Annotated in this window: 17 protein-coding genes; 15 read left to right on the top strand and 2 right to left on the bottom strand. The window is 71.8% G+C overall.

Features of this window, described 5'->3' with window-relative positions; genetic code table 11:
- Positions 1-50 precede the first annotated feature (50 nt).
- On the top strand, positions 51-2711 hold the full coding sequence (locus ACO07H_RS22395) for a sensor domain-containing protein (RefSeq protein WP_422018312.1): 2661 nt from the start codon (positions 51-53) through the stop codon (positions 2709-2711).
- 25 nt (positions 2712-2736) lie between these two features.
- Here ACO07H_RS22395 and ACO07H_RS22390 read toward each other — a convergent pair whose 3' ends face one another.
- Positions 2737-5421 (bottom strand): TonB-dependent receptor, encoded by a 2685-nt coding sequence (locus ACO07H_RS22390; RefSeq protein ID WP_422018310.1) that lies wholly within the window; start codon positions 5419-5421, stop codon positions 2737-2739.
- 251 nt (positions 5422-5672) lie between these two features.
- Between ACO07H_RS22390 and ACO07H_RS22385 the strand changes: the two genes are divergently transcribed.
- Genes ACO07H_RS22385 through ACO07H_RS22360 form a run of 6 tightly spaced genes read left to right on the top strand, consistent with a single transcriptional unit; the run spans position 5673 to position 12177 of the window.
- Positions 5673-6899, top strand: a complete 1227-nt coding sequence (locus ACO07H_RS22385; protein ID WP_422018308.1) for a cyanophycinase — start codon at positions 5673-5675, stop codon at positions 6897-6899.
- A 1-nt stretch (position 6900) separates the two neighbouring features.
- Positions 6901-8019, top strand: a complete 1119-nt coding sequence (locus ACO07H_RS22380; RefSeq protein WP_422018306.1) for a succinylglutamate desuccinylase/aspartoacylase family protein — start codon at positions 6901-6903, stop codon at positions 8017-8019.
- Complete coding sequence (locus ACO07H_RS22375) at positions 8016-9404, top strand: YfcC family protein (protein WP_422018304.1); 1389 nt, start codon at positions 8016-8018, stop codon at positions 9402-9404. The genes ACO07H_RS22380 and ACO07H_RS22375 overlap by 4 nt, the downstream gene beginning before the upstream one ends.
- 27 nt (positions 9405-9431) lie before the next feature.
- Positions 9432-10481, top strand: coding sequence for a GlxA family transcriptional regulator (locus tag ACO07H_RS22370; RefSeq protein WP_422018302.1), 1050 nt, complete (start codon positions 9432-9434; stop codon positions 10479-10481).
- The gene (locus tag ACO07H_RS22365) at positions 10478-11518 is read left to right on the top strand and encodes an arginine N-succinyltransferase (RefSeq protein ID WP_422018300.1); all 1041 of its coding nucleotides are present in this window, start codon (positions 10478-10480) and stop codon (positions 11516-11518) included. Before ACO07H_RS22370 ends, ACO07H_RS22365 begins: the two co-directional genes overlap by 4 nt.
- A complete protein-coding gene (locus ACO07H_RS22360; protein ID WP_422018298.1) occupies positions 11515-12177 on the top strand; it encodes an arginine N-succinyltransferase in 663 nt (220 codons plus the stop codon). The genes ACO07H_RS22365 and ACO07H_RS22360 overlap by 4 nt, the downstream gene beginning before the upstream one ends.
- A gap of 94 nt (positions 12178-12271) precedes the next feature.
- Here the strand turns inward: ACO07H_RS22360 and ACO07H_RS22355 are convergent, their stop codons facing one another.
- Positions 12272-13642, bottom strand: coding sequence for a cyanophycinase (locus tag ACO07H_RS22355; RefSeq protein WP_422018296.1), 1371 nt, complete (start codon positions 13640-13642; stop codon positions 12272-12274).
- Positions 13643-13922: 280 nt separating this feature from the next.
- Between ACO07H_RS22355 and ACO07H_RS22350 the strand changes: the two genes are divergently transcribed.
- The 8 genes from ACO07H_RS22350 to ACO07H_RS22315 all read left to right on the top strand — a co-directional run bounded on the left by ACO07H_RS22350 (position 13923) and on the right by ACO07H_RS22315 (position 22412).
- Entirely contained in the window at positions 13923-15464 is a 1542-nt protein-coding gene (locus ACO07H_RS22350; RefSeq protein WP_422018294.1) for a Do family serine endopeptidase, read from the top strand.
- Between the two features lie 135 nt (positions 15465-15599).
- A complete protein-coding gene (locus ACO07H_RS22345; protein WP_422018292.1) occupies positions 15600-16223 on the top strand; it encodes a helix-turn-helix domain-containing protein in 624 nt (207 codons plus the stop codon).
- Positions 16224-16228: 5 nt separating this feature from the next.
- A complete protein-coding gene (locus ACO07H_RS22340) occupies positions 16229-16975 on the top strand; it encodes a response regulator (RefSeq protein WP_422018290.1) in 747 nt (248 codons plus the stop codon).
- Between the two features lie 177 nt (positions 16976-17152).
- Entirely contained in the window at positions 17153-17524 is a 372-nt protein-coding gene (locus ACO07H_RS22335) for a response regulator (RefSeq protein ID WP_422018288.1), read from the top strand.
- Positions 17525-17603: 79 nt separating this feature from the next.
- Positions 17604-19181: a DUF1800 domain-containing protein gene (locus ACO07H_RS22330; RefSeq protein ID WP_422018286.1), complete on the top strand. Its 1578-nt coding sequence runs from the start codon at positions 17604-17606 to the stop codon at positions 19179-19181.
- Between the two features lie 10 nt (positions 19182-19191).
- Entirely contained in the window at positions 19192-20424 is a 1233-nt protein-coding gene (locus ACO07H_RS22325) for a DUF1501 domain-containing protein (protein WP_422018284.1), read from the top strand.
- Between the two features lie 186 nt (positions 20425-20610).
- Positions 20611-20973, top strand: a complete 363-nt coding sequence (locus tag ACO07H_RS22320; RefSeq protein WP_422018282.1) for a tautomerase family protein — start codon at positions 20611-20613, stop codon at positions 20971-20973.
- Positions 20974-21134: 161 nt separating this feature from the next.
- Positions 21135-22412, top strand: a complete 1278-nt coding sequence (locus ACO07H_RS22315; RefSeq protein ID WP_422018280.1) for an efflux RND transporter periplasmic adaptor subunit — start codon at positions 21135-21137, stop codon at positions 22410-22412.

Here is a 22412-nt window from a genome sequence, read left to right as displayed (position 1 = left end):
CACATATGAGCGGACAGGTGAGAAACGGCGCAACCTTGAATAATTCCGGCATGTCCCTGCATGCCCCCGGTGAGTTCTCGCACCCGACCGAGTCCGACAGCGCCTTCCTCCTGCCGCTTTTCGTGGGCGATGACGCCGGCGGCGACCTGTCGAGCCTGCGCGCCCTCGTCGCCTCGCTGGACAGCACCAAGGCCATCGCCCAGTTCTCGCTCGACGGCATCCTGCTGTCGGCCAACCACCAGTTCCTGGCGACGCTGGGCTACGCGCGCAGCGACGCGCTCGGCGCCCACCACCGGCGGTTCTGCGATGCGGCCTTCGTCGACTCGCCGGCTTACGACCGCTTCTGGCAGCGCCTGCGCGCCGGCGAGGCCTACACCGACCTGTGCATGCGGCGGCGCCATGACGGCAGCGTGTGCTGGCTCGAAGCCACCTATGCGCCCGTCTACGTGGACGACCGGGTCGCACGCATCCTCAAGATCGCCAGCGACGTCACCGAGCGCGTGCAGCGTGAGCTGCTGGCCCGGCAGAGCGTCAAGCGGCTGTCGCTGGTGGCGGACGCCACCGACAACGCGGTGTTCATCACCGATGCGCGCTGGCACACGGTGTTCGTCAATGCCGGGTTCGAGCGCAAGTTCCGCTGGACCGGCGGCGAGCTGGCCGGCGTGCGGGCCATGGACATGCTGGCGCCTCACCTGGGCGCGGCGCGCACCCAGGGCCTGCGCCAGGAACTGCAGGCCGGGCGCGACATCCGCTGGGAGGAGGTGCTGCGCGGCCGCGGGCAGGAGCGCTACTGGTGCAGCGTGGCGACCAGCCCCGTGTTCGAGAACGGGCAGTTGATCAACACCGTCACGGTCATCACGGACATCACGCAGTCCAAGGTCCATGAGGTGCTGCACCGCACGGTGCTCGAAGCCATCGTCCAGGAAGAGCCGCTGCTGAACGTGCTGACCACCATCTGCGCGGAGGTGGACCGCATGCTGCCCGACCTGGCCAGCGCCGTCATCGAGGCGGCGCCCGACGGCACGCTGCACCTGCTGGTGGCGCCGCGCCTGCCCGCGCAGGCCTTGCGCCACCACAGCGGCAAGATCCGCTGGCCCGAGCCTGACGCCCACGCCGAGGCCGGCGACGCGGCGCCCGATGCGCTGGCGCGCTTCACCTTCAGCGCCGAGCCGGAGCGCCCGCTGCGCGCGGACCTGCGCCGTCTCGGCTACGACGGCGTGATCGGCCTGCCGGTGCGCGACGCCGAGGGCCGGCTCATCGGCGGCATGGTGCTGCATTGCCGCGAGGGGCATGTCGTGGACTCCTTCCAGCGGCAGCTGCTGGAGGCGGCGGTGCACCTGTGTTCGCTGGCCCTCACGCGCGAACGCGCCAAGCAGCAGATCCGTGAGCTGGCCTTCTACGACGCGCTGACCAAGCTGCCCAACCGCAGCCTGCTGCTCGCCAACGCCGACCAGGCGCTCGCTGCCGCCCGGCGCAGCCAGGCGCCGGTGGCCGTGGTGTTCATCGACCTGGACCGCTTCAAGCACGTCAACGACTCGCTCGGCCATGCCGCCGGTGACGAGCTGCTGCGCCAGGTCTCGGAGCGCATCGTCCGCACGCGCCGCCAGAGCGACATCGCGGGCCGCCTGTCCGGCGATGAATTCGTGCTGGTGCTGCCGGACTGCGATGCCCGGCATGCCACCGACCTCGTGGAGCGGCTGCAGGCCCAGCTGGCCGTGCCGTTCGAGCTGGGTGGCACGCGGGTGCAGTCCTCCGCCAGCATGGGCATCGCGATGTTCCCGCACGACGGCGTGGACATCGCAACGCTGCTGCAACGCGCCGACATGGCCATGTACCAGGCCAAGAGCGAGCTGCGCGGCCGCTTCGCCTTCTTCAGCCACGACCTCAACGTGCAGGCGCAGGAACGCCTGGCGCTCGAAGACGCGCTGCGCGAGTCGCTGGCGCGCGACGAGCTCACCATGGCCTTCCAGCCGCAGGTGTCGCTGAAGACGGGCGCGCTGCACGGCGTCGAGGCGCTGGCTCGCTGGCACCATCCGCAGCTGGGCCACGTGTCGCCCGCGCGCTTCGTGCCGCTGGCCGAGGATTGCGGCCTGATCCGCGAGCTCAGCCGCTGGGCGCTCGACTGCGCGTGCCGGCAACTGGCGCAGTGGCGCGCCGCCGGCATGGCGGTGCCGTCGGTGTCGGTCAACCTGTCGGCCACCAACTTCCATGACCTCAACATGCCCGACGTCATCGAAGCCACGCTGGCCCGCCATGCGCTGGGCCCGGCCGACCTGATCCTGGAGATCACCGAGGGCGTGCTGATGAACGACCACCCGGCCGTCGCCGCGTCCATCACGCTGCTGCACGAGCGCGGCATCCGCTTCTCGATGGACGACTTCGGCACGGGCTATTCCTCGCTGAGCTACCTGCGGCGCCTGCCCATCACCGAGCTGAAGCTGGACCGCAGCTTCACCAACGACCTGGAAGTCGACCGCCGCGCGCAGGCGCTCAGCCGCTCGGTCGTGCAGATCGGCGCGGCGTTGGGCCTGACGGTGGTCGCCGAGGGCATCGAGACCGAAGCGCAGCGCGCCGTGCTGACCCGTCAGGGCTACGACGTCGCGCAGGGCTATCTCTTCGCCCGCCCGATGGCGCCGGCCGCCTTCGAGGCCTGGTATCGCGAAGGCGGCGGCGGCCAGCGCGCCGTCGCGGTCGAAGCGCTGGCCGGCTGAACGCCGCCGTCCGCCGGCAGCCGCCTCAGCGCAGCTGGTAGTTCAGGCTGACGTAGTAGCTGCGGCCGCGCGGGTCCGTGTAGGTCGGGTCGAAGGTGGACAGGAAGTAGTAGGACTGGTTGGAGAACGGCGGGGCGGTGTTCAGCAGGTTCTGCACGCCGGCGCGCACGCTGAACTGCTTGCTGAACTTGTAGCTGCCGCTGGTGTCCCACAGCGAATAGGCCTTGACCTTGCGCGGCGCGGTGTCGGGCAGGTAGCTGTCATCGATGTACCGCGAGAAGTAGCTGTTGCCCAGCGTCAGCGCCAGCGGGCCGACGTCCCAGTCGGCCGACAGGCGGTGGCGCCAGCGCTGGATGACCTGGTCCTGCAGGAAGCGGCCGGCGGTCTCCAGGTAGGGTTCGGCGGGGCCGAACTGGCGCTTGTAGTCGATGACGTAGGTGCCGCTGAAGTTCAGGCCCAAGCGGCCGGCCTCGCTGGCCGCCGAGCGCCAGCGCGCGTCCACGTCCACGCCCGAGGTCTTCAGGCCACCCTGGTTCTCCTTCTTCAGGATCAGCGTCGGGTAGCCGTCCACCGGGTCGCGCTGGATGTAGGCAGCGTAGCGCGCCGCGTTCTCCAGGATGATCTTGCCGGACAGGTCGCTGATGACGTTGGTCTTGCTGATGCGCCAGTAGTCCAGGCTGACCGTGCTGTCCTTCACCGGCTCGAACGCCACGCCGGACGAGAACTGCCGGCTCTTCTCGGGCTTGAGGTTGGGGTTGGAGACCTTCTGCGTGGGGTACTGGTCGAACGCGTCGTAGACCTTGTCGTACAGGAAGGCGGGGCTGGTGCCGTAGCTGGTCGGGCGGTACAGCTCGCTGAAGCTGGGCGCGCGGAAACCCGTGCCGGCGGAGGCGCGCAGCACCACGTCCCTGGCGGGCTGGTAGCGCAGGCCGAGCTTGGGGTTCACGGAGCTGCCGACCTTCTCGTAGTGGTCGGCGCGCAGCGCGGCCTGGATCTCCAGGGTCTTGGTCACCGGCGCGTTCAGCTCGGCGTAGGTGGAGGCGATGTTGCGGCCGTAGCTCGTGGCCACGAGTGCCGGCGAGGTGCCGGAGCTGTCGCGGTCGCCGCCGATGTTGTTGCCCACCAGCAGCGCCGACGGGGTGAACTTCTGCGTCTCGCGCCGCAGCTCGGCGCCCAGCGCCACGCCCAGGTCGCCGCCGTCGAGCTGGGCGAGCGTGCCGGTGATCTTGAAGTCCAGGCCCGAGGTGGCGCCCTCGCCCTTGCGCGCGACGTCGTCGATGCGCAGCGACTGGATCAGCGCCTGGCCGGCCGCGGGCGACGCGCCGAACGGGTTGACCTTGCCGTCCTTCACGGCCTGCAGCAGTTCGTTGAACTTGAAGTAGCCGTCGGTGTAGCGGTCCTTGACCTGGTTCTGCGCGTAGCTGGCGCCGGCCGTGTAGTCCCAGTCACCGAACAGCGTGCCCTTGGCGCCGACGACGACGCGGCGGGCGTCGCTGGTCACCTCGTTCGTGCGGTTGCCCAGCTCGGTGGCGCGAAAGCGCACCTCGAACGTCCGCGTGTCGTTGACCGGCTTGGGCAGGAAGGGGTTCACCGCGGCCCAGGTCACGCCGCTGAGCGTGGTGGGGTTGGGCGACTGCACGTAGGTGGTCTGCGCGCGCGCCAGCAGCGCCTCGGCAAACAGCTGGTGGCCGCCGCCCACGTCGAGCACGCCGCGGGTCAGGAACGAGGTCTTCTCGGCTTCGGGGTAGATCTCGGTGTCGGCCATGTAGTCGTAGCCGCAGGCCTCGGCGCCGATCTGCGTGGGCGCGTAGACGGACGCGGGCGGGTTGCAGCCCGGCGCGAACAGGTTGATCGTGCGCTGCGTGTAGCCCTTGCCGTTGATCGTGTAGCCGGCCGCGTTGATGGCGGCGAGCTGCGCCGTGCGGGTGGCGGCCGTGCCCGACAGCCGGATGTTGCCGGGGAAGGGGCGGCTGGACAGGTAGTAGGGCACCGTCTGGGCCAGCGGGCGCTCCTGGATGAACTTGCGCTGCGTGGAGCGCAGCGCGTCCAGGCGCTGCACGTCCAGCGTCGCGAAGACGTTGTAGCCGTCGCGCGCCACCTCGCCCACGCCGCCGCTGAGGGTGAAGGTCTTCTTGCCGGCGCCGCCTTCCTGCGTGCCGAAGTAGCTGCCCGACACGTCCAGCCCCTGGTAGTCCTGGCGCGTGATGAAGTTGATGACGCCACCGATGGCATCGGTGCCGTAGATGGCGGAGGCGCCGTCCTTGAGCACCTCCACGCGCTGGATGGCACCGGCCGGGATGCTGTTCAGGTCCACGCCGGCCGCGTCGCCGGGCGAGGCGAAGTTGGCCAGCCGCCGGCCGTTCAGCAGCACCAGCGTGCTGGACACGCCGATGCCGCGCAGGTTGGCGCCGTTGAAGCCGCGCTGGCCGCCGGTGTTGTCGGTGATGGAGGCGCCGTCGCCCAGGTTGGCGGTGGCGGCGCTGATGTTCTTCAGCAGCTCGGCCGCGGTCGTCACGCCGGCCTTGGCGATGTCCTCGCGCTTGATGACCTGCACCGGCAGCGCCGTCTCGGCGTCCACGCGCTTGATGCTGGAGCCGGTGATCTCGACGCGTTCGAGCTTCTGGTCCTGGGCATGCGCAGACAGCGCGGTGACGGTGAGCAGCGTGGCGTGGGCCAGCGTGTGCAGGGCGAAGGAACGGGCTGAAGTCATGAAGGCCTCGGGTTGGGCGGTTGGTTCACGGATGCCGGTCAGGTTAGGGAGGCGGCCCGTGAGTTGCCTATGGGGTTTGGTCGCGCCGGTCGCTTGCGCGCAACTGCGCGTCGCTTCTGGGCAAGCCCGCACGGCGGGCCCGCAACAGCGCTTGCCCAGAAGCGACATGCAATTGCGTCCGCGGTGCATGGCGCACCGTCTTGAGGCCTAACCCGGTGGCCGCACGCGCGCTGCGCTGCCAAGATGGCTGCATGAGATTCCTGACCCGACTTGCCCTGCTCGCCCTGTGGTGCAGCGCCACGGCCCATGCCGGCACGGCCATCGTCATCGGCGGCGCGCTGAAGAACGACAACGACGCCGTCTGGCAGCGCATCGTCGACGAGGCCGGCGGCGCCGGGGCGCGCATCGCCGTGTTCGCGACGGCCGCCGCCAATCCCGAGCGCAGCGCCGGGCTCATCGTCGCCGCGCTGAACCGCCACGGCGCCAGCGCCGAGGCCATTCCCGTCGCGCCGCGCCTGAAGGACGTCGACCTGCAGGCCAGCCTGAACGACCCGGCGCTGATCGACAAGGTCGCCGCGTCCAAGGCCGTGTTCTTCTCGGGCGGCGCGCAGGAGTACATCGTCGACACGCTGCTGCCCGGCGGCCAGGTCACGCCCATGCTCAAGGCCATCCGCGCGGTGTTCGACGGCGGCGGCGTCGTCGCCGGCACCAGCGCGGGCGCGGCCATCATGAGCCGCATGATGTTCCGCGACGCCCAGGACAACCTGCAGATCCTGAAGGGCCAGTGGCGCGAAGGCCGCGAGTACGACCGCGGCCTGGGGTTCGTCGGCCCGTACCTGTTCGTCGACCAGCACTTCCTCAAGCGCGGCCGCATCGGCCGCATGCTGCCCGCCATGCGCGCCTTCGGCTACACGCTGGGCCTGGGCGTGGAAGAGAACACGGCGGCCGTCATCAAGGGCAGCGAGGTCGAGATCGTCGGCGCGCGCGGCGCGCTGCTGGTGGACCTGTCGCAGGCCGGCAGCGACGCCAGGCTGCCCGCCTTCAACCTGCGCGGCGCGCTGCTCAGCTACCTGGACCGCGGCGACCGCCACGACCTCAAGACCGGCGTCACGACGCCCGCTGCCCACAAGCTGCGCGAGCCCCGCATCGATCCGGCCGCGAGCGACTACAAGCCCTATCTGCAGACCGACCCCTACTTCCTCGACATCCTGGCCGACAACGCCATCGTCACCGCCATGGCCCAGCTGCTGGACGGCCCCGCGCCGGACGTGCGCGGACTGGCCTTCCGCGCCAAGCCCAGGCCCGGTGACCTGCAGCCCGACCTGGGTTTCGAGTTCCGCCTCTACAAGGGGCCGGGCCTGGTCGGCTGGTTCAGCGGCGCGCTGGGTGGCGAGGACTACACCGTGCTGAAGGCGCGCCTGGACGTCATCCCCGTGCGCGTGGCGCAGCCGCTCTTCACCCCCCTGGCTGCCCACTGACATGCGGACCCTCCTGCATGAGCTGCCGGCCGCCAGCGCCGGCACGCAGCGCCGTCTGCGCAGCCTGCATTTCGGCCGTGGCGAATCGGGCCGCAAGGCCTACCTCCAGGCGGCCCTGCATGCCGACGAGGTGCCGCCGCTGCTGGTCGCGCAGGCGCTCATCGAGCGGCTGTCGGCGCTGGACGCCGCGGGCCAGATCGCCGGCGAGATCGTGCTGGTGCCCATGGCCAACCCCATCGGCCTCGCGCAGGACGTGCAGGGCTCGGCCTTCGGCCGCTTCGACCTGGGCACGGGCGTCAACTTCAACCGCCAGTTCAGGCACCTGACGGCCGCGCTGGTCCCGCTCGTCGAGCCCCGGCTCGGCGCCGATGCCACGGCCAACACGCGCACCGTGCGCGCCGCCTGCCGCGAGCTGCTGGCGGCCTGGCAGCCGACGAGCGAGGCCGAGGCCCTCAAGCGCCTGCTGCAGACGCTGGCCATGGACGCCGACCTGGTGCTGGACCTGCACTGCGACAACCAGGCCGTCATGCACGTCTACACCGGCACGCCGCAGACCGACGCGATGCGTCCGCTGGCCGGCTACCTCGGCGCCCAGGCGCTGCTGTTCAGCGAGGTCTCGGGCGACGACCCCTTCGACGAGTCCATCTCGCGCATCTGGTGGGAGCTGGCCGCGCATTTCGACGGCCGCTTTCCCATCGCGCCCGACGCCTGCCTGGCCGCCACCGTCGAGCTGCGCGGCGAGACCGACGTGACGCATGACCTCGCCGAGCGCGATGCCGACGCGCTGGTCGCTTTCCTGCGCCACCTGGGCCATGTTGGCGGCCGCCAGCCCGCGCCCCCCGCGGCCTGCGAGCCCACGCCGCTGGAAGGCGTGGAGCCGGTGACGGCACCTTGCAGCGGCATCGTCGTGTTCGCCAAGGCGCCGGGCGACTGGGTCGAGGCGGGCGAGCTGGTGGCCGAGGTCATCGACCCGATGACGGACGAGCGCACGCCGCTGCATGCCCGCACCAGCGGCCGCTGCTTCGCCCGCAGCGCGCGCCGCTTCGCCACCCGCGGCATGCGCCTGGCCAAGATCGCCGGTGCCGTGCCCTACCGCAGCGGCAACCTGCTGTCGCCATGACGCTGCGCCTGCCCAACACCTACGTGCTGCTGTTCGCGCTGCTGGCGCTGATCGCGGCGGCCACCTGGGTCGTGCCCGGCGGCAGGTTCGAGACGGCGCTCGTCAACGGCAAGACGCTGATCGTCGCCGGCAGCTTCCACCTGATCGACGCCAGGCCGCAAGGCCTCACGGCGCTGCTGACGGCGCCCATCAAGGGCTTCGTCGAGGCGGCGCTGATCATCGGCTTCGTGCTCATCGTCGGCGGCGCGTTCGCGGTGCTGCAGCGCACCGAGGCCATCGACGCACTGATCAAGTCCGTTGCCCGCGCGCACCACCGTTCGGCGCTGGTGCGCGTGGCCGTCATCCCGGTGTTCGTCACGCTGTTCTCGCTGGGCGGCGCCAGCTTCGGCATGGCGGAGGAAGCCATCCCCTTCGTGCTGATCTTCATCCCGCTGGCGCTGGCCCTGCGGCTGGACACGCTGACCGGCGTGGCCATCCCCTTCGTCGGCTCGCAGGTGGGCTTCGCCACCGCCTTCCTGAACCCGTTCAACGTCGGCGTGGCGCAGGGCATCGCGGGCGTGCCGCTGTTCTCCGGCATCGGCTACCGCGCCGTCTGCTGGGCCATCGCGACGGCGGTGACCGTCGCCTTCCTGATGGCGTGGGCCGCGCGCATCCGCCGCACGCCGGAGCTCAGCCCCACCTTCGCGATGGACCAGGAGCGCCGCAAGACGCTGGACATGGACAGCTTCGAGCGCTTCGCCGGCATGAGCGGCCGGCACCGCGCCGTGCTGTGGCTGTTCGCCGCGACGCTGCTCGTCATGATCGGCGGCGTCGTCAGGTTCGGCTGGTACATCGAGGAGATCGCGGCGCTGTTCCTCGTCATGGCGATCGCTGTGGGCATGGTGGCGCGGCTGGCGGCGGACGAGTTCATGGCCGCCTTCCTGCAGGGCGCGCGCGACCTCGTCGGCACGGCGCTGGTCATCGCGCTGGCCAAGGGCACCGTCATCCTGATGCGCGAGGGCCAGATCATCGACACGCTGCTCCATGCGCTGGCGCCGCTGGTGGCGTCCAGCACGCCGGTGCTGGCGGCGCAGAAGATGTTCGCCATCCAGTCGGTCATCAACTTCTTCATCCACTCCGGCACCGGCCAGGCGGCGCTGACCATGCCCATCATGGCGCCGCTGGCCGATCTCGTCGGCGTGACCCGCCAGACGGCCGTGCTGGCCTTCCAGCTCGGCGAGCTGACGACGCCCATCATCCCGACCTCGGGCATCACGGTGGGCGTGCTGGCGCTGTCGGGCGTGCCGTTCGGGCAGTGGGTGCGGTGGATGCTGCCCCTGCAGGCCGTCTACCTCGTCATGGCCCTGGCGCTGCTCGCCGTGCCGGCCTGGATGCAGTGGCAGTGAGCACAATGCCGGCATGAGCGGCGCGCCGTGTTCCTGCCCTTCCCGACGCCGGCCGGGCCGCCGGGCGTGCGGGGCCGCGGCGCCATGACACCGGCGCCGCTGCGCCGCGTCGGCCTGGTGCTGCAGCCGGGCTTCTCCACGCTCGCGCTGGCGGGCGTGCTCGACAGCCTGGCCGCCGTCAACGCGCTGCAGAACGATGCCGTCTACCGCAGCGACTGTCTGTGCGCGGCCGGCGGGCCGGTCACCTCGTCCGCCGGCCTGCAGGTGCTCACGCAGGCCTGGACGCTCGCGACGGACTGGCACGCCGTCTTCGTCCTCGCCGCCGAGGCGGGGCCGACGGACGCGCTGCTGTCCACGCAGCTCAGCGCCTGGGCGGCGCAGGGGGTGGTGCTGGGCGGTGTGGACGCCGGCGCCGCCGCCCTCGCCGCCGCCGGGCTGCTGGACGCGCTGCGCGCCTGCGCGGACTGGGCGCAACTCGACAGCCTGGCCGAGGCCTACCCTGCGGTCGCCTGGGCCAGCGGCCTGTGGGAGATCGCGCCGGATGGCCAGCGGCTGAGCTGCGCCGGCAGCACCGCCAGCGTGGACCTGTGCTGCGCCTGGCTGGCGGCCCAGCACGGCGAGCGCGTCGGCCAGGAACTGGTGCAGGCGCTGGGCCTGAAGGGCCTGCGCCCGCGCGACGAACGCCAGCGCGCCGGCTACAGCGAGCGCCGCGGCGCCGGCAGCCCCAAGCTGGCCGAGGCGCTGGCGCTGATGGAGGCCAACCTCGCCGAGCCGCTGCCCACGGAGGATGTCGCGCAGCTGGTGGGCGTGTCGCGCCGCCAGCTGGAGCGCCTGTTCAAGCAGCACCTGGACACGCTGCCGTCGCGGCACTACCTGGCGCTGCGCCTGGGCCGTGCGCAGCGCCTGCTGCAGCAGAGCTCGCAGTCCATCCTGCAGATCGGCCTGTCCAGCGGCTTCTCGTCGGGCCCGCATTTCTCCAACGCGTACAAGAGCCATTTCGGGCACACCCCGCGCGACGAACGCAGCCAGCGCGCGCTGGCCTGGCGCGGCACCCCCACCTCGGGAGACACCCCATGAATCACCTGCTGCTGCGGCCCGTGGCCGAGGCCGACCTGCCCGCCCTCGTGCGCATGGCCGCGGCGAGCGCCGATGGCATCAGCTCGCTGCCCAGCGACGAGGCCAAGCTGGCCACGCGCATCAGCGCGTCGCTGCAGTCCTTCGCCAGCCCGGACGACGCCAGCGGCGAGGAGACCTACCTGTTCGTGCTCGAAGACACGGCCGCCGGCCGCGCGGGTCGTGTGGTGGGCTGCTCCGGCATTGCCGCCAGCGCCGGCTTCTTCGACCGCTTCTACAGCTACCGCAACGAGTTCGTCGTGCACGCCAGCGCCGCGCTGGGCGTCTCGCGGCGCATGCACACGCTGCACCTGTGCCACGACCTGACCGGCGCGACGCTGCTGACCTCGTTCTACCTGGACCCCGACTACGAGCAGGGCCCTGCCGCCCAGTTGCTGTCGCGCGCCCGGCTGCTGTTCATCCGGGCCCATGCCGAGCGCTTCTCCGAGCGCATCGCCGCCGAGAGCCCCGGCATCACCGACGCCGCCGGCCAGAGCCCCTTCTGGGACGCCGTCGGGCGGCGCTTCTTCGGCATGGACTACCCGCAGGCCGAGGTCATCGTCGGCGGGCGCAGCAAGGCCTTCATCGCCGACCTGATGCCGCCGTCGCCCATCCATGTGGCGCTGCTGCCGGAGGCCGCGCAGTGGGCCCTGGGCCAGCTGCATCCGGTGGGCGAGCTGCCGTTTTCCATCCTGCAGGACGAGGGCTTCGATGCCGACAGCTACGTCGACATCTTCGACGGCGGGCCCACGGTGGAGGCGCCGCTGGCGTCGCTGCGCAGCGTGCGGCTGGCGCGCGAGGTGGTCGTGCAGGGCGAGGCCGATGCGCTCGTCCGCGGTCCTTCGGAACTCGCCCTGCTGGCCTGCACCGAACGCGCCCGCTTTCGCGCCGTGCTGGCCGAGGTGGGCCCGGCGGTGGACGCAGCGACGGCCGCGCGGGTGGGCGCGCAGCCGGGCGAGCGGCTGGTCATGACGCCGTTGCAGACGCAGGAGGCCGCATGAGCCGCGTCCTCACGACCCCCGAGCCGGCCGGCCTGAGGCTGGCGCTGGCGGACGGCCGCGCCTCGCTGCTGCTGGTGCCGCGGCTGGGCCTGACGCTGCCGCGCTACCACTTCCGCCTGGGCCGCGTGGTGCATGCGGCCGCCGAGCTGGACCTGTTCCGCGTGCAGACCACGCTGCTGCTGGGCAACGACCACACCGGCAGCGCCGAGCTGGCCGAGCTGCGCACCGCTGCGGGCCTGGGCGAGGCCGATCAGGGGGCGGCGTTGTCGCTGCTCATCGTCGCCGCCCAGGCGCGCTTGAGCGAGCGGCCGGCGGACTTCGGCAGCTGGCTGGTGGCCGAGCTGCCCGGCTGGGTGGACGACGCCCAGCGCTCGCCGTTCTGGCAGGCGCTGGGCGCGCGCTTCTACCCCGCAGACCCGGCCGAAGCCGAGCGGCGTTTCGGCGCCGACTGGCGCAGCCACCTCGCCGCGCTGCTGCCGCGGCAGACGCTGTACCTGTCCTTCCTCGGCGAAGAAGCCGAACGCCGCGTGCTGGACGTGAACGAGCAGGCGCGGCCTGCATTGACGGCGCTCCAGGCCGCGGGTTTTCTGCCGCCGGTGCATGCGCGCATCGACGACGGCGGGCCGGTGCTGGCATGGCCGGTGCCAAGCGCGCGCTGACGGCTTGCAGGCTAGGGGCACGCCATGACTGCGTGCCCCCGCCCGTTCGCGGGCTGCTCGTTGACCTGTGCTGAAACCGGCCCGCCGGCTCGGCTCAATAGATGTCCACCTTCACCTTGTCCACCGTGTACTTGCCGCTGGCGTAGTAGCCCTTGCTCGTCGCATCGCGCGTGAAGCGCAGGCGGATGGTGGGCGCGCCGCTGGGGTAGGTGGGGCCGCTGGTGTAGGCCGGCACCGGCGCGGTGCCGATGTTGACGGTGGGCGTCTGGTCGACCGTGCGGGTCAGCGACTTGGAGGTCTCCAGCGCGGCGAAGATGTCCGCCGAGTCGTAGGCGCTGCTGTAGTAGTAGGCCGTGCCGATGGCGCTCTTGCTGCTGGTGACGACCTTGCTCGAATAGTTGTACTTGTCGCCCGGGGTCAGCAGGCTCACGCGCAGGCCGTTGACCTTGTAGTACGTGCCGGTCTGCACGCTGGCGGACGCGGTGTCCACGATGAGCAGCTTGTTCGTGCCGTAGACCGTGGCCGTCTGCGCCGAGGTGTCCACCAGCACGCCGGTGTCCTCGTCCACGCCGAAGCCCTGGGCCACGCCCAGGTCGCGCAGCGCGGCGGCGAGGCGGCCCAGGCGCCCGGATCGGGTGTCGAAGTGCGTGTCGCTGAGGATGCCGGCGGGCAGGAAGCCCAGGGCCGTCATCGTGGCGCCGTTCTCCAGGTAGCGCAGCGCGCTGGTGCCGTCGCGCGTGTCGCCCAGCGTGGCATAGCCGGTGACGGCGGTGTCGGGCAGGTCCGCGCCGTAGTACAGATAGCCGTAGCTCACGCCCGCGGCATGCATCTTGACGTTCAGCGCATGGTTGCCGGCCGAGTCGCCGGCGATGACGAGGCTGCCGCTGCCGTTGTTCCAGCGGCTGCGCAGCGCGGCGGCCAGGCCCGAGTCGGCGCCGCTGTCGGTCAGCAGCGTGCGGATGATCTTGGCCTGGTCGCCGCCGACGAACCAGACCGCGTCGGCCTGGTTGATGATGGCGATGTTGGCCTGGCCCTGCGTCGTGCCGGCACTCGAATGCACGCCGTAGTTGTCGACGTGGGCGGTGATGAACTTCGGCGCGAAGCCGTGGGTCTGGAAGAGGTTGTAGTAGCCGCGCTTCAGGGGCGACGACCCGCTGGCCGGGATGTCGTTGTTGAACGCATCCAGCCCGGTGGCGTAGCTGTCCTTGGCCGCGGTGATGACGGCGATGCGCGGGCACGCCGTCGTGGCCCAGTTGGTGCCGCAGTTGCTGGTGCTGTTGATGTTGGGCGTGAAGCTCGCGTCGCGCCCGGTGGCCTTGCGCAGTCCGTTGACGAAGAGATCGGTGTTGGTGTCCGAATAGGCCCCGCCCGACAGCAGCAGCTTGCCGGCCGCGGCGGGCGGCGCCAGGCCGGCCAGCGTCATGCACAGCGCAAAGAGGGGAAGTTTGGCGACGACGTTCTTCATGTGCTCTCCAACCAGGAGGGGGTGGCGCCGGGGCGGCCGCCTTGAACCCTGGGCGCACGGTAGTGACGCGGGCCTGCGCGCGATAGCCGGCGACTTGCGGCGCTGCGACGCGGACTTGCGTGGAAGTGCCGCGTTCGGGAATGTCCCGGCCGGGTTGTCACGGAGCGGCCGTCGCGAAGCCGCCCTAATCCTGGCCTCACCTTCGCCTCACCGTGCCTTCACCCGGCATGCCTAGAGTCCCCTCAACCGGCTGCGCCGCAGCCTGCATGAGGAGTACGCGATGACCCGCAACGCCAAGACCACCCTGACCGCCACGGCCGCCGCCCTGCTGGCCGCCGGCGTGACCGTCACGGCCGGCGCCTCCGGCTGGACGCTGCCGGCCTGGCTGCAGAACAAGGCCGCCAGCACGGCGCCCGCGACCGGCGACGCGCCGGCCCGACTGACGCCCGGCGCCGCAGCAGCCGCCGCCCTCGTGGCGGCACCCGCCGCGCCGTTGCCACCTGCCCAGGTGCCCAACTACCGCGCCATCGTGCAGACGCAGGGCCCGGCCGTCGTCGGCATCACGGTGGCCGGCCTGCACAAGGCCAGCAATGAAGACGCGCAAGAGGGCGCCGCAGCGCGTGGCGACGACGACCCGTTCTTCCGCTTCTTCCGCGGCATCCCGGGCCTGCGCCTGCCGCAGCAGATGAACCCCGGCGCGCAGCCGTTCCGCGGCCAGGGTTCGGGCTTCGTCATCAGCCCCGACGGCCTGGTGCTGACCAACGCCCACGTCGTGCGCGACGCCAAGCAGGTCACCGTCAAGCTCAGCGACCGCCGCGAGTACGCCGCGCAGGTGCTGGGCAGCGACCCCGTCACCGACATCGCCGTGCTCAAGGTCGATGCCAAGGGGCTGCAGGCCGTGCAGCTGGGCGACCCCAGGCAGGTGCAGGTGGGCGACTACGTGCTGGCCATCGGCGCGCCCTACGGCTTCGAGCAGACGGCCACGCAGGGCATCGTCAGCGCCAAGGGCCGCTCGCTGCCGGGCGACAGCGTCGTGCCCTTCATCCAGACCGACGCCGCGGTGAACCCCGGCAATTCGGGCGGGCCGCTGTTCGACGCCGCCGGGCGCGTCGTCGGCGTCAACGCGCAGATCTACTCGCAAAGCGGCGGCTTCCAGGGCCTGGCGTTCTCCATCCCCATCGACGTGGCGCTGCGCGTGAAGGACCAGATCGTCGCTCACGGCAGGGTCGAGCATGCGCGGCTGGGCGTGACGCTGCAGGACCTGTCGGCGCCGCTGGCCGCGTCGTTCGGCCTGCCATCGCCGGACGGCGCGCTGGTGTCCAGCATCACGCCCGACAGCGCCGCAGCGCAGGCGGGGCTGAAGCCGGGCGACGTCATCACCGCCGTCGACGGCGAGCCGGTGCACGTGGCGGGCGACGTGTCCAGCCGCGTGGGCCTGGCGCGCCCGGGCGACAAGCTCAAGCTGGAGATCTGGCGCGACAAGGGCCGCCGCAGCGAAACCGTCAGCCTCGGCCGCGCGGACCGCGATGCGCAGCAGGCCAGCGCGGCGCCCGAGCGCGGCTCGCTGGGCCTGGCGCTGCGCCCGCTGGAGCGCCAGGAGCTGCGCGGCTCGGGGCTGGACCATGGCCTGCTGATCGAGCGCGTCACCGGCCCGGCGCAACTGGCCGGCGTGCAGCCCGGCGACGTGCTGCTGGCGATGAACGGCCAGCCGGTGCAGAGCGTCGAGCAGGTGCGCGCCGCCATGAAGGACAAGCCGCGCCAGGTGGCGCTGCTGGTGGCGCGCGACGGCCAGCAGATCTTCGTGCCGGTGCGCCTGGGTTGACGGGGGCGGCGCGGGCTGCCCCGCGCTCGCGCCGCAGCCGCCGTGGCGGACCGCCCGGCTGCTACGCCGGGCTTGATTTGCAATCACTTTTATCAAATAAGTCAAGCCCCCGGCGTGGCGGTTGAATTCGGCAAAATGCCGCGTGTGAACTCAACCCCTTCCATCCCCGATTCCTGCTCGACGACCGAGGCCGCCCAGCGCCTGGGCATGGCCGTGCGTTCCGTGCAGTTGATGGTGGACCGCGGCGAGTTGCAGGCCTGGAAGACGCCGGGCGGCCACCGCCGCATCCTGCGCGAGTCGCTGGACGCCTGGCTGGCGTCGCGCGGCGGTGCGGTGCCCGTGGCGGCGCCGGCCGTGCCGCCGCAGGCGGCCGAGGGCCGGCCGATGACGCTGCTGCTCATCGAGGACTCGGTGCATTTCCAGAACCTCATCAGCCTGGTCGTGAAGCGCGAGCTGCCGGGGGCCGAGCTGCACATCGCGTCCGACGGCATCGCCGGCCTCGCGATGGCCGGGCGGCTGGAGCCGGACGTGCTGCTCATCGACCTGCTGCTGCCCGGCATCGACGGGGCCGCGCTGATCACCAGCCTGCGCTCGCACCCGCAGTTCGCGCGCAGCCGGCTCATCGTCGTCACGGCGCTGGATGAGGCGCAGCGCGCGCCCTACGCCTTCGCGCTGGACGGCGTGCCGGTCGTGCACAAGACGGCGCTCGTCACCGAGCTGCCGGCGCTGCTGAGCCAGGCCGCCGTCGCGCCCGCCTGACGCCCATGAGCGCACGGCTGCTGCTGATCGAGGATGACGCCTCGATTGCGCGCTACGTCCAGCTGGCGCTGGAGGAGCTGCCCGACTTCGAACCGGCGGCGCCCGCCGTCGAGCTGAGCGTCGTGAGCCGGCTGAGCCTCGCGCGCGACGCGCTCGCGGCCGGCGGCTGGCAGCTCGTCATCAGCGACTTCATGCTGCCCGACGGCTCTGCCGAAGCGCTGCTCGCCGAGGGCTGGCCGCAGCGCACCGGCGCGCCGCCGTGGGTCATCTTCAGCGCCGGCCTGCACGAGGGCCGCGCGCGGGAGCTGGCCGCACACGGCGTCGCGCGCACGCTGCGCAAGCCGGTGCCGCTGGCGCAGTTGCTCACCACCATCGCCGAGCTGCTGGACCCCGCCCGCGCGGCCGATGCCGCCGTGCCTGCGGCGCCCGTCGTCGTGCAGGACCCGGTGCAGCAGCATTTCGGCGGCGACCGCGCGCTGTTCGACAGCTTCCGCGCCGGCTGCATCGAGCGCTTCGCCGCCGACATCGATGCCGGCAATGCGGCCTGGGCGGCGGCCGACGTGGCCGCGCTTCGCCACGTGGCCCACGGCCTGAAGGCGGTGCTGGTGCTGATCGGCCATGGCGACCTCGCCGAACAGGCCCGCGCGCTGGAGCAGGGCGCTGCCGACTGGACGCCGGGCCAGCCGCTGCCGGGGGGCTGGAACGCCCTCGCCCAAGGGCTGCAGGCCTTGCGTGCGCCGGGCGCGGACTGAGCCCGGCAGAATTTGGCAAATGGGCCCGACGCCACCCGTTCAGGGGTGTGTGGATTGCGAATTCATATCGATAAATTTGATAATGATCGCCGTCCCTCAGCGAATCTTCCCCGTCATGTCTTGCTGCCTTCGCCCCCCTGCCGCCGCCGCGGCCCACTGCCTGCCCGGGGGGGAGGCATGACGGCGCGCAAGATCCTCTACGTGGAGGACGACCCCGTCAACGCGCTGCTGATGCAGGGCATCGTCGAGTTGCGGCCGGGCTGCAGCGTGGTGGTGGCACGCAACGGTGCCGAAGCCAGGCGGCTGGTCGCGCTGGGGGGCATCGACCTGGTGTTGTGCGACCTGCGCCTGCCCGACATCGCCGGCAACGAGTTGCTGGGCGAACTGCGTGCCCTCGGCCTGCCCGCCGACGTGCCGGCGCTGCTGGTGACGGCCGAGTCCCAGGCCGTCGCGGCGGAGCTGTCGCAAAGCGGGGGCTTCGACGGCCACTGGACCAAGCCGCTGGACGTGGCCGCCACCCTGCGCAGCCTGGAGCGCTGGCTGGCCTGACACAAATCTTTGCGCATGGGCCACATGGCCTTGCGCGCGCTGCGGGATGCTCGGGTGACGACGACCCCGGAGATCGCCGATGCGCAACCGCCGCTTCATCCTCAGCAGTGCCGCAGCCCTGGCCAGTGGCGTGATGCTGGCGGCGCGCCGCAGCCAGGCGGCCAGTCTCGCCACCAGCACCACGACCACCCCGCCGCTGAGCGCCGATGAGCGTGCGCTGCATGCGCTGAACCGGCTGGGCTACGGCCCCCGGCCGGCCGATGCCACGGCCATCGCGGCCCAGGGCGCTGATGCCTGGCTGGAGCGCTTCCTGACCGAGCAGCTCGAACCGCGCCGCCTGCCGCAACCCGAGGCGCTGGCCGCGCGCCTGGCCGGCATGGACGTGCTCCGGCTCGGCCAGGCCGAGCTGCTGGGCCGCTACCGCGAGGCCATCAAGGCGACCCGCGAAGCCAAACGCGAGCAGTCCCGGGGCATGACACCCGGCGCCGACGCGCTGAACGCCGTGCGCGAACAGGTCCGCCCGCTCGTGGCCGACGCCGCGACCGCCCGGCTCGCCCGTGCGCTGCAGAGCCCCGCGCAACTGGAGGAGGTGCTGACGGAGTTCTGGTTCAACCATTTCAACGTCTACGCCGGCAAGGGCCCGGTGGGCGTGCTGGTGGCCGACTACGAACAGCGCGCCATCCGCCCGCACGTGCTGGGGCGCTTCCGCGACATGCTGGGCGCCACCGCACGGCACCCGGCGATGCTGACCTACCTGGACAACGCGCAGAGCGTCGTCGCCGGCTACCAACCGCCGCAGCGGGCGCGCCGCTTCCTGGCCGAGCGGCCCGCGCTGAAGGCCCGCGTGCCCGCCGGCCTCAACGAGAACTACGCCCGCGAGCTGATGGAGCTGCACACGCTGGGCGTGGACGGCGGCTACTCGCAGCGCGACGTGACCGAGCTGGCGCGCATGCTGACGGGCTGGGGGCTGGACTCGCGCAAGGCGCTGGTCGGTGGCACGGGCGACCTGTTCGTGTTCGACCCGCGCAAGCACGACAACGGCGCCAAGACCTGGCTGGGCCTGAACATCAACGGCGCAGGGCCCGCCGAGGGTGAGCGCGCGCTGGACGTGCTGGCCGCCCACCCGGCCACGGCCCGGCATCTGGCGCACAAGTTCGCGCAGGCCTTCGTGGCCGACGAGCCGCCACCCGGCCTGGTGCAGAAGCTGGCCGACAACTTCAGGGCCACCGGCGGCGACCTGCGCGAGTTCACGCGCACGCTGATCCGCGCCGACGAGTTCTGGCAGCGCGACGCCTACCAGGCCAAGTTCAAGACGCCCTACCAGTACCTGCTGTCCAGCCTGCGCGCGCTGGACCTGCCGCTGGCCGAGCCGCGCAAGCTGCTCGCCGCGCTGGCCCAGGCCGGCCAGCCGCTGTACGGCGCCCAGACCCCCGACGGCTACAAGAGCACGGCCGCGGCCTGGCGCAACCCCGAGGCGCTGACGCAGCGCGTGCAGCTCGCCACGACGCTGGGCCAGGCCAGCGGCATCAGCCCCGAGCGGCTGAGCGTCACGCTGGGCGCCTCGCTCAGCGACCTCACGCGCCGCACGCTCGCCGACGAGCCGGTCGGCCAGCAGGTCGCCCTGCTGCTGGCCAGCCCCGATTTCATGAAGCGCTGAGGACCCGACCATGCTGCGCCGCCAACTGCTGCACTTCGGTGCCTTCACGCTGGGCGGCCTGCCCGTGTCGCTGGTGCACGCCCAGAACGGCGGGCAGAAGAAGCTCGTCGTCGTCATGCTGCGCGGCGCGGTGGACGGCCTCTCGGTCGTTGCGCCCTACGGCGAGCGCGAGTACGCCGCCAGCCGCCCGCAGATCGCGCTGCCGCCGCCCGGCACCGACGACGGCTTGCTCAAGCTCGACGCGCTGTTCGGCCTGCACCCTGCGCTGTCGCCACTGAAGCGCCACTGGGACGGCGGCCAGCTCGCCTTCGTGCACGCCAGCGGCTCGCCCGACCCGACGCGCTCGCACTTCGACGCGCAGGACTACTTCGAATCCGGCACGCCGGGCCGCAAGTCCACGCCCGACGGCTGGATGAACCGGCTGCTGACGGCGCTGCCCGGCGAACCCAGCCCGACGCGGGCCATCAGCCAGGGGCAAACGCCGCCGCGCATCTTTGCCGGCACGGCCAGCGTCGCCAGCCTGGGCCTGGGGCCCGGCGCGATGCAGCGCCGCGCCATCGACAACCCGCAGATGCAGGCCGGCCTGGCCAAGCTCTACGCGAACGATGCCCAGCTCAGCGGCACGCTGCGCGACGCGACCGAGGGCCGTGGCGAGATGGCGCGCAGCATGGCCGCCGGCGAGCCCAGGTCCATGGACCCGAGCGCCGACGCCGGCGCGCCGTCCGCACGCAGCTTCGCCGCCGATGCGCGCCGGCTGGGCACGCTGATCCGCAAGGACCCGCACACCCAGCTCGCGTTCACGTCCGTCGGCGGCTGGGACACGCACGTCAACCAGGGTGCCGCGCGCGGCCAGCTCGCCAACCGGCTGGCCAGCCTGGGCGAGGGCCTGGACGCGCTGTCCGCGGGCCTGGGCGACACCTTCAAGGACACCGTCATCGTCGTCGCCAGCGAGTTCGGCCGCACGCTGCGCCAGAACGGCAACGGCGGCACCGACCATGGCCGCGGCAACGTCATCTGGCTGCTGGGCGGCCCCGTGGCCGGCGGGCAGGTGCTGGGCGAATGGCCGGGGCTGGATGCCAGCGCGCTCGCCGACGGCCGCGACCTGGCCGTGCGCACCGACTTCCGCCAGGTGCTCGCGCCGCTGCTGCAGCGCCACCTGGGCCTGTCGGAGACCGCGCTGGCGACAGTGTTTCCCGAGAGCCCGCAAACTTGGCGTTATGCCAACCGGCTGCTGCGCGCCTGAGGCGCCTGCCGCCACGTTCGAACGGATGGGAGAACGACATGATGCGTACCAACTCGCTGTTCAGCCTGTGCCTGTCGCTGGCCGTGCTGGCCTACTGTTTCCTGGTCGCTAACGGCGCTTGAACGACCACCGCCGAGCGTCGCGCGTACGTTCGGCCTAAGCTGTGCGGACTGAGGAGGAATCCGCATGCCCATCCTTGACGTGTACTGGGTCGGCGACTTGCCGGCCGATGCTGACGCGCTTGTGCAGAGTCTGGCCAACGCCGCGGGTGACGCCCTCAACGCCGCTCCCGGCCGGGTCTGGATGCGACTGCATTCATTGCCAGCCGATCACTACGCTGAGAACGGCGGTCCGGTCGTCGGCGCGCTACCGCTGTTCGTGCGCATCCTGCATGCCCACCCGCCGACCGGCGCCGCACTGCGGGCTGAAATCGCTGCGCTGACCGCCGCGTTGGCCCAGGCCAGCAGGCGGCCAGTTGACCGCGTGCATCTTGAATACGCGACAGCGGGGGCTGGGCGTATGGTGTTTGGCGGGCGGTTGGTCGAATAGCCCCGCTGAGGCCCTCCTGTCCACTCGGTGGAGCGCAGGGAGACGCCTTCGCAGTGACCGCCCGGACTGTCCGACCACTGTCCGCGGACACGCCGGGCCGTGCCAAGTCCTTGATTCTTCAGGGGCGGTGGGCTGGCACAACGCTTGCGTCAAGCCAGGGCATGAACACTGGCTTTCGCGACACCTCCGAGCAGGACAAGCTGCTCGCCACCAAGCCCCGACGCTGGCCGCTGCTGATCGGCGGCGTCGTCATCCTGCTGGCCGTGCTGGCGCTGGCCGGCGGCGGGCGCATGCGGCAGATGCTGTCGGCCGGCTCGGCCGTGAGCCTGGCCCGGCTGTCGGTCGCGACCGTCGGCGTGGCACCGCTGATCCGCGACGTGGCCGGCGAGGGCCGCGTCGTCGCCGCGCAGAGCCCCACGCTGTATGCGCAAGGCGCCGGCACCGTCACGCTGGCCGTGCAGGCGGGCGACCCGGTCAAGCGCGGCCAGGTGCTGGCCCGCGTGGACTCGCCCGAGCTGACCAACCGCCTGGCGCAGGAGCGCAGCAACGTCGATGCGCTGCGCGCCGACCTGGCCCGTGCCGAGGTCGAGGCGCGCCAACAGGCCGCCGCGCTGCAGAGCGCCTACGAGAACGCCCGCATCGACCAGCAGACCGCGCAGAACGACCTGGCCCGCCAGACCCAGGCCTTCGAGGCCGGTGCCACGGCGCGCATGCAGGTCGAGCGTGCGCAGGACGCGCTCGCCAAGTCCAAGCTGGCGCTGGACCAGGCGCAATCGCTGCGCGGCCTGAAGACCGACAGCCTGGCGCTGGACGTGCAGGCCAAGAAAAGCGCGCTGGCCCGCCAGCAGCTGCTGGCCGCCGACCTGGAGCGCCAGGTTGCCGAGCTGGCCGTGCGTTCGCCGGTGGACGGCCAGGTGGGCCAGCTCTTCATCGCCGACCGCACCAACGTCGCCCGCGACGCCAAGCTGCTGTCCGTCATCGACCTGTCGGCGCTGGAGGTGCAGATGCAGGTGGCCGAGAGCTTCGCCCGCGAGCTGCAGCCCGGCATGCCGGGCGAGATCAGCGGCAACGGCCAGCAGTGGGCGGGCCAGGTCAGCTCCGTGTCGCCCGAGGTCGTCAACGGCGAGGTCGCGGCGCGGCTGCGCTTTGCCGGCCAGCAGCCCGAGCAGCTGCGCCAGAACCAGCGCCTGTCGGTTCGCGTGCTGCTGGACCGCCGCGACCAGGTGCTGGGCGTGGCGCGCGGCAGCTTCGTCGACGAGAGCGGCGGCAGCTACGCCTACGTCGTGCGCAATGGCTATGCCGAGAAGGTCGCGGTCAAGCTGGGCGCGCGCTCGCTGGACCGCGTCGAGGTGCTGTCGGGCCTCGCGGCCGGCGACCGCGTCGTCATCTCGGGGTCTGACAACTTCAAGGGCGCGGACCGCGTGCTCATCGCTGACTAA

Origin of the sequence: Roseateles sp., assembly GCF_965229315.1 — a bacterium.
In the GTDB taxonomy this organism is placed as follows: Bacteria; Pseudomonadota; Gammaproteobacteria; order Burkholderiales; family Burkholderiaceae_C; genus Pelomonas.
Note: the sequence above shows the minus strand (reverse complement) of the source record. Positions and strands in the feature narration are given on the sequence as shown.

Bases quoted from the DNA above. Each gene is read 5' to 3' on its own strand.
- ACO07H_RS22350 (WP_422018294.1), top strand. From the start codon at position 13,923: ATGACCCGCAACGCCAAGACCACCCTGACCGCCACGGCCGCCGCCCTG.
- ACO07H_RS22335 (WP_422018288.1), top strand. From the start codon at position 17,153: ATGACGGCGCGCAAGATCCTCTACGTGGAGGACGACCCCGTCAACGCG.
- ACO07H_RS22375 (WP_422018304.1), top strand. From the start codon at position 8,016: ATGACGCTGCGCCTGCCCAACACCTACGTGCTGCTGTTCGCGCTGCTG.
- ACO07H_RS22395 (WP_422018312.1), top strand. From the start codon at position 51: ATGTCCCTGCATGCCCCCGGTGAGTTCTCGCACCCGACCGAGTCCGAC.
- ACO07H_RS22385 (WP_422018308.1), top strand. From the start codon at position 5,673: ATGAGATTCCTGACCCGACTTGCCCTGCTCGCCCTGTGGTGCAGCGCC.
- ACO07H_RS22325 (WP_422018284.1), top strand. From the start codon at position 19,192: ATGCTGCGCCGCCAACTGCTGCACTTCGGTGCCTTCACGCTGGGCGGC.
- ACO07H_RS22345 (WP_422018292.1), top strand. From the start codon at position 15,600: ATGCCGCGTGTGAACTCAACCCCTTCCATCCCCGATTCCTGCTCGACG.
- ACO07H_RS22330 (WP_422018286.1), top strand. From the start codon at position 17,604: ATGCGCAACCGCCGCTTCATCCTCAGCAGTGCCGCAGCCCTGGCCAGT.
- ACO07H_RS22315 (WP_422018280.1), top strand. From the start codon at position 21,135: ATGAACACTGGCTTTCGCGACACCTCCGAGCAGGACAAGCTGCTCGCC.
- ACO07H_RS22355 (WP_422018296.1), bottom strand. From the start codon at position 13,642: ATGAAGAACGTCGTCGCCAAACTTCCCCTCTTTGCGCTGTGCATGACG.
- ACO07H_RS22360 (WP_422018298.1), top strand. From the start codon at position 11,515: ATGAGCCGCGTCCTCACGACCCCCGAGCCGGCCGGCCTGAGGCTGGCG.
- ACO07H_RS22340 (WP_422018290.1), top strand. From the start codon at position 16,229: ATGAGCGCACGGCTGCTGCTGATCGAGGATGACGCCTCGATTGCGCGC.
- ACO07H_RS22320 (WP_422018282.1), top strand. From the start codon at position 20,611: ATGCCCATCCTTGACGTGTACTGGGTCGGCGACTTGCCGGCCGATGCT.
- ACO07H_RS22365 (WP_422018300.1), top strand. From the start codon at position 10,478: ATGAATCACCTGCTGCTGCGGCCCGTGGCCGAGGCCGACCTGCCCGCC.
- ACO07H_RS22390 (WP_422018310.1), bottom strand. From the start codon at position 5,421: ATGACTTCAGCCCGTTCCTTCGCCCTGCACACGCTGGCCCACGCCACG.
- ACO07H_RS22380 (WP_422018306.1), top strand. From the start codon at position 6,901: ATGCGGACCCTCCTGCATGAGCTGCCGGCCGCCAGCGCCGGCACGCAG.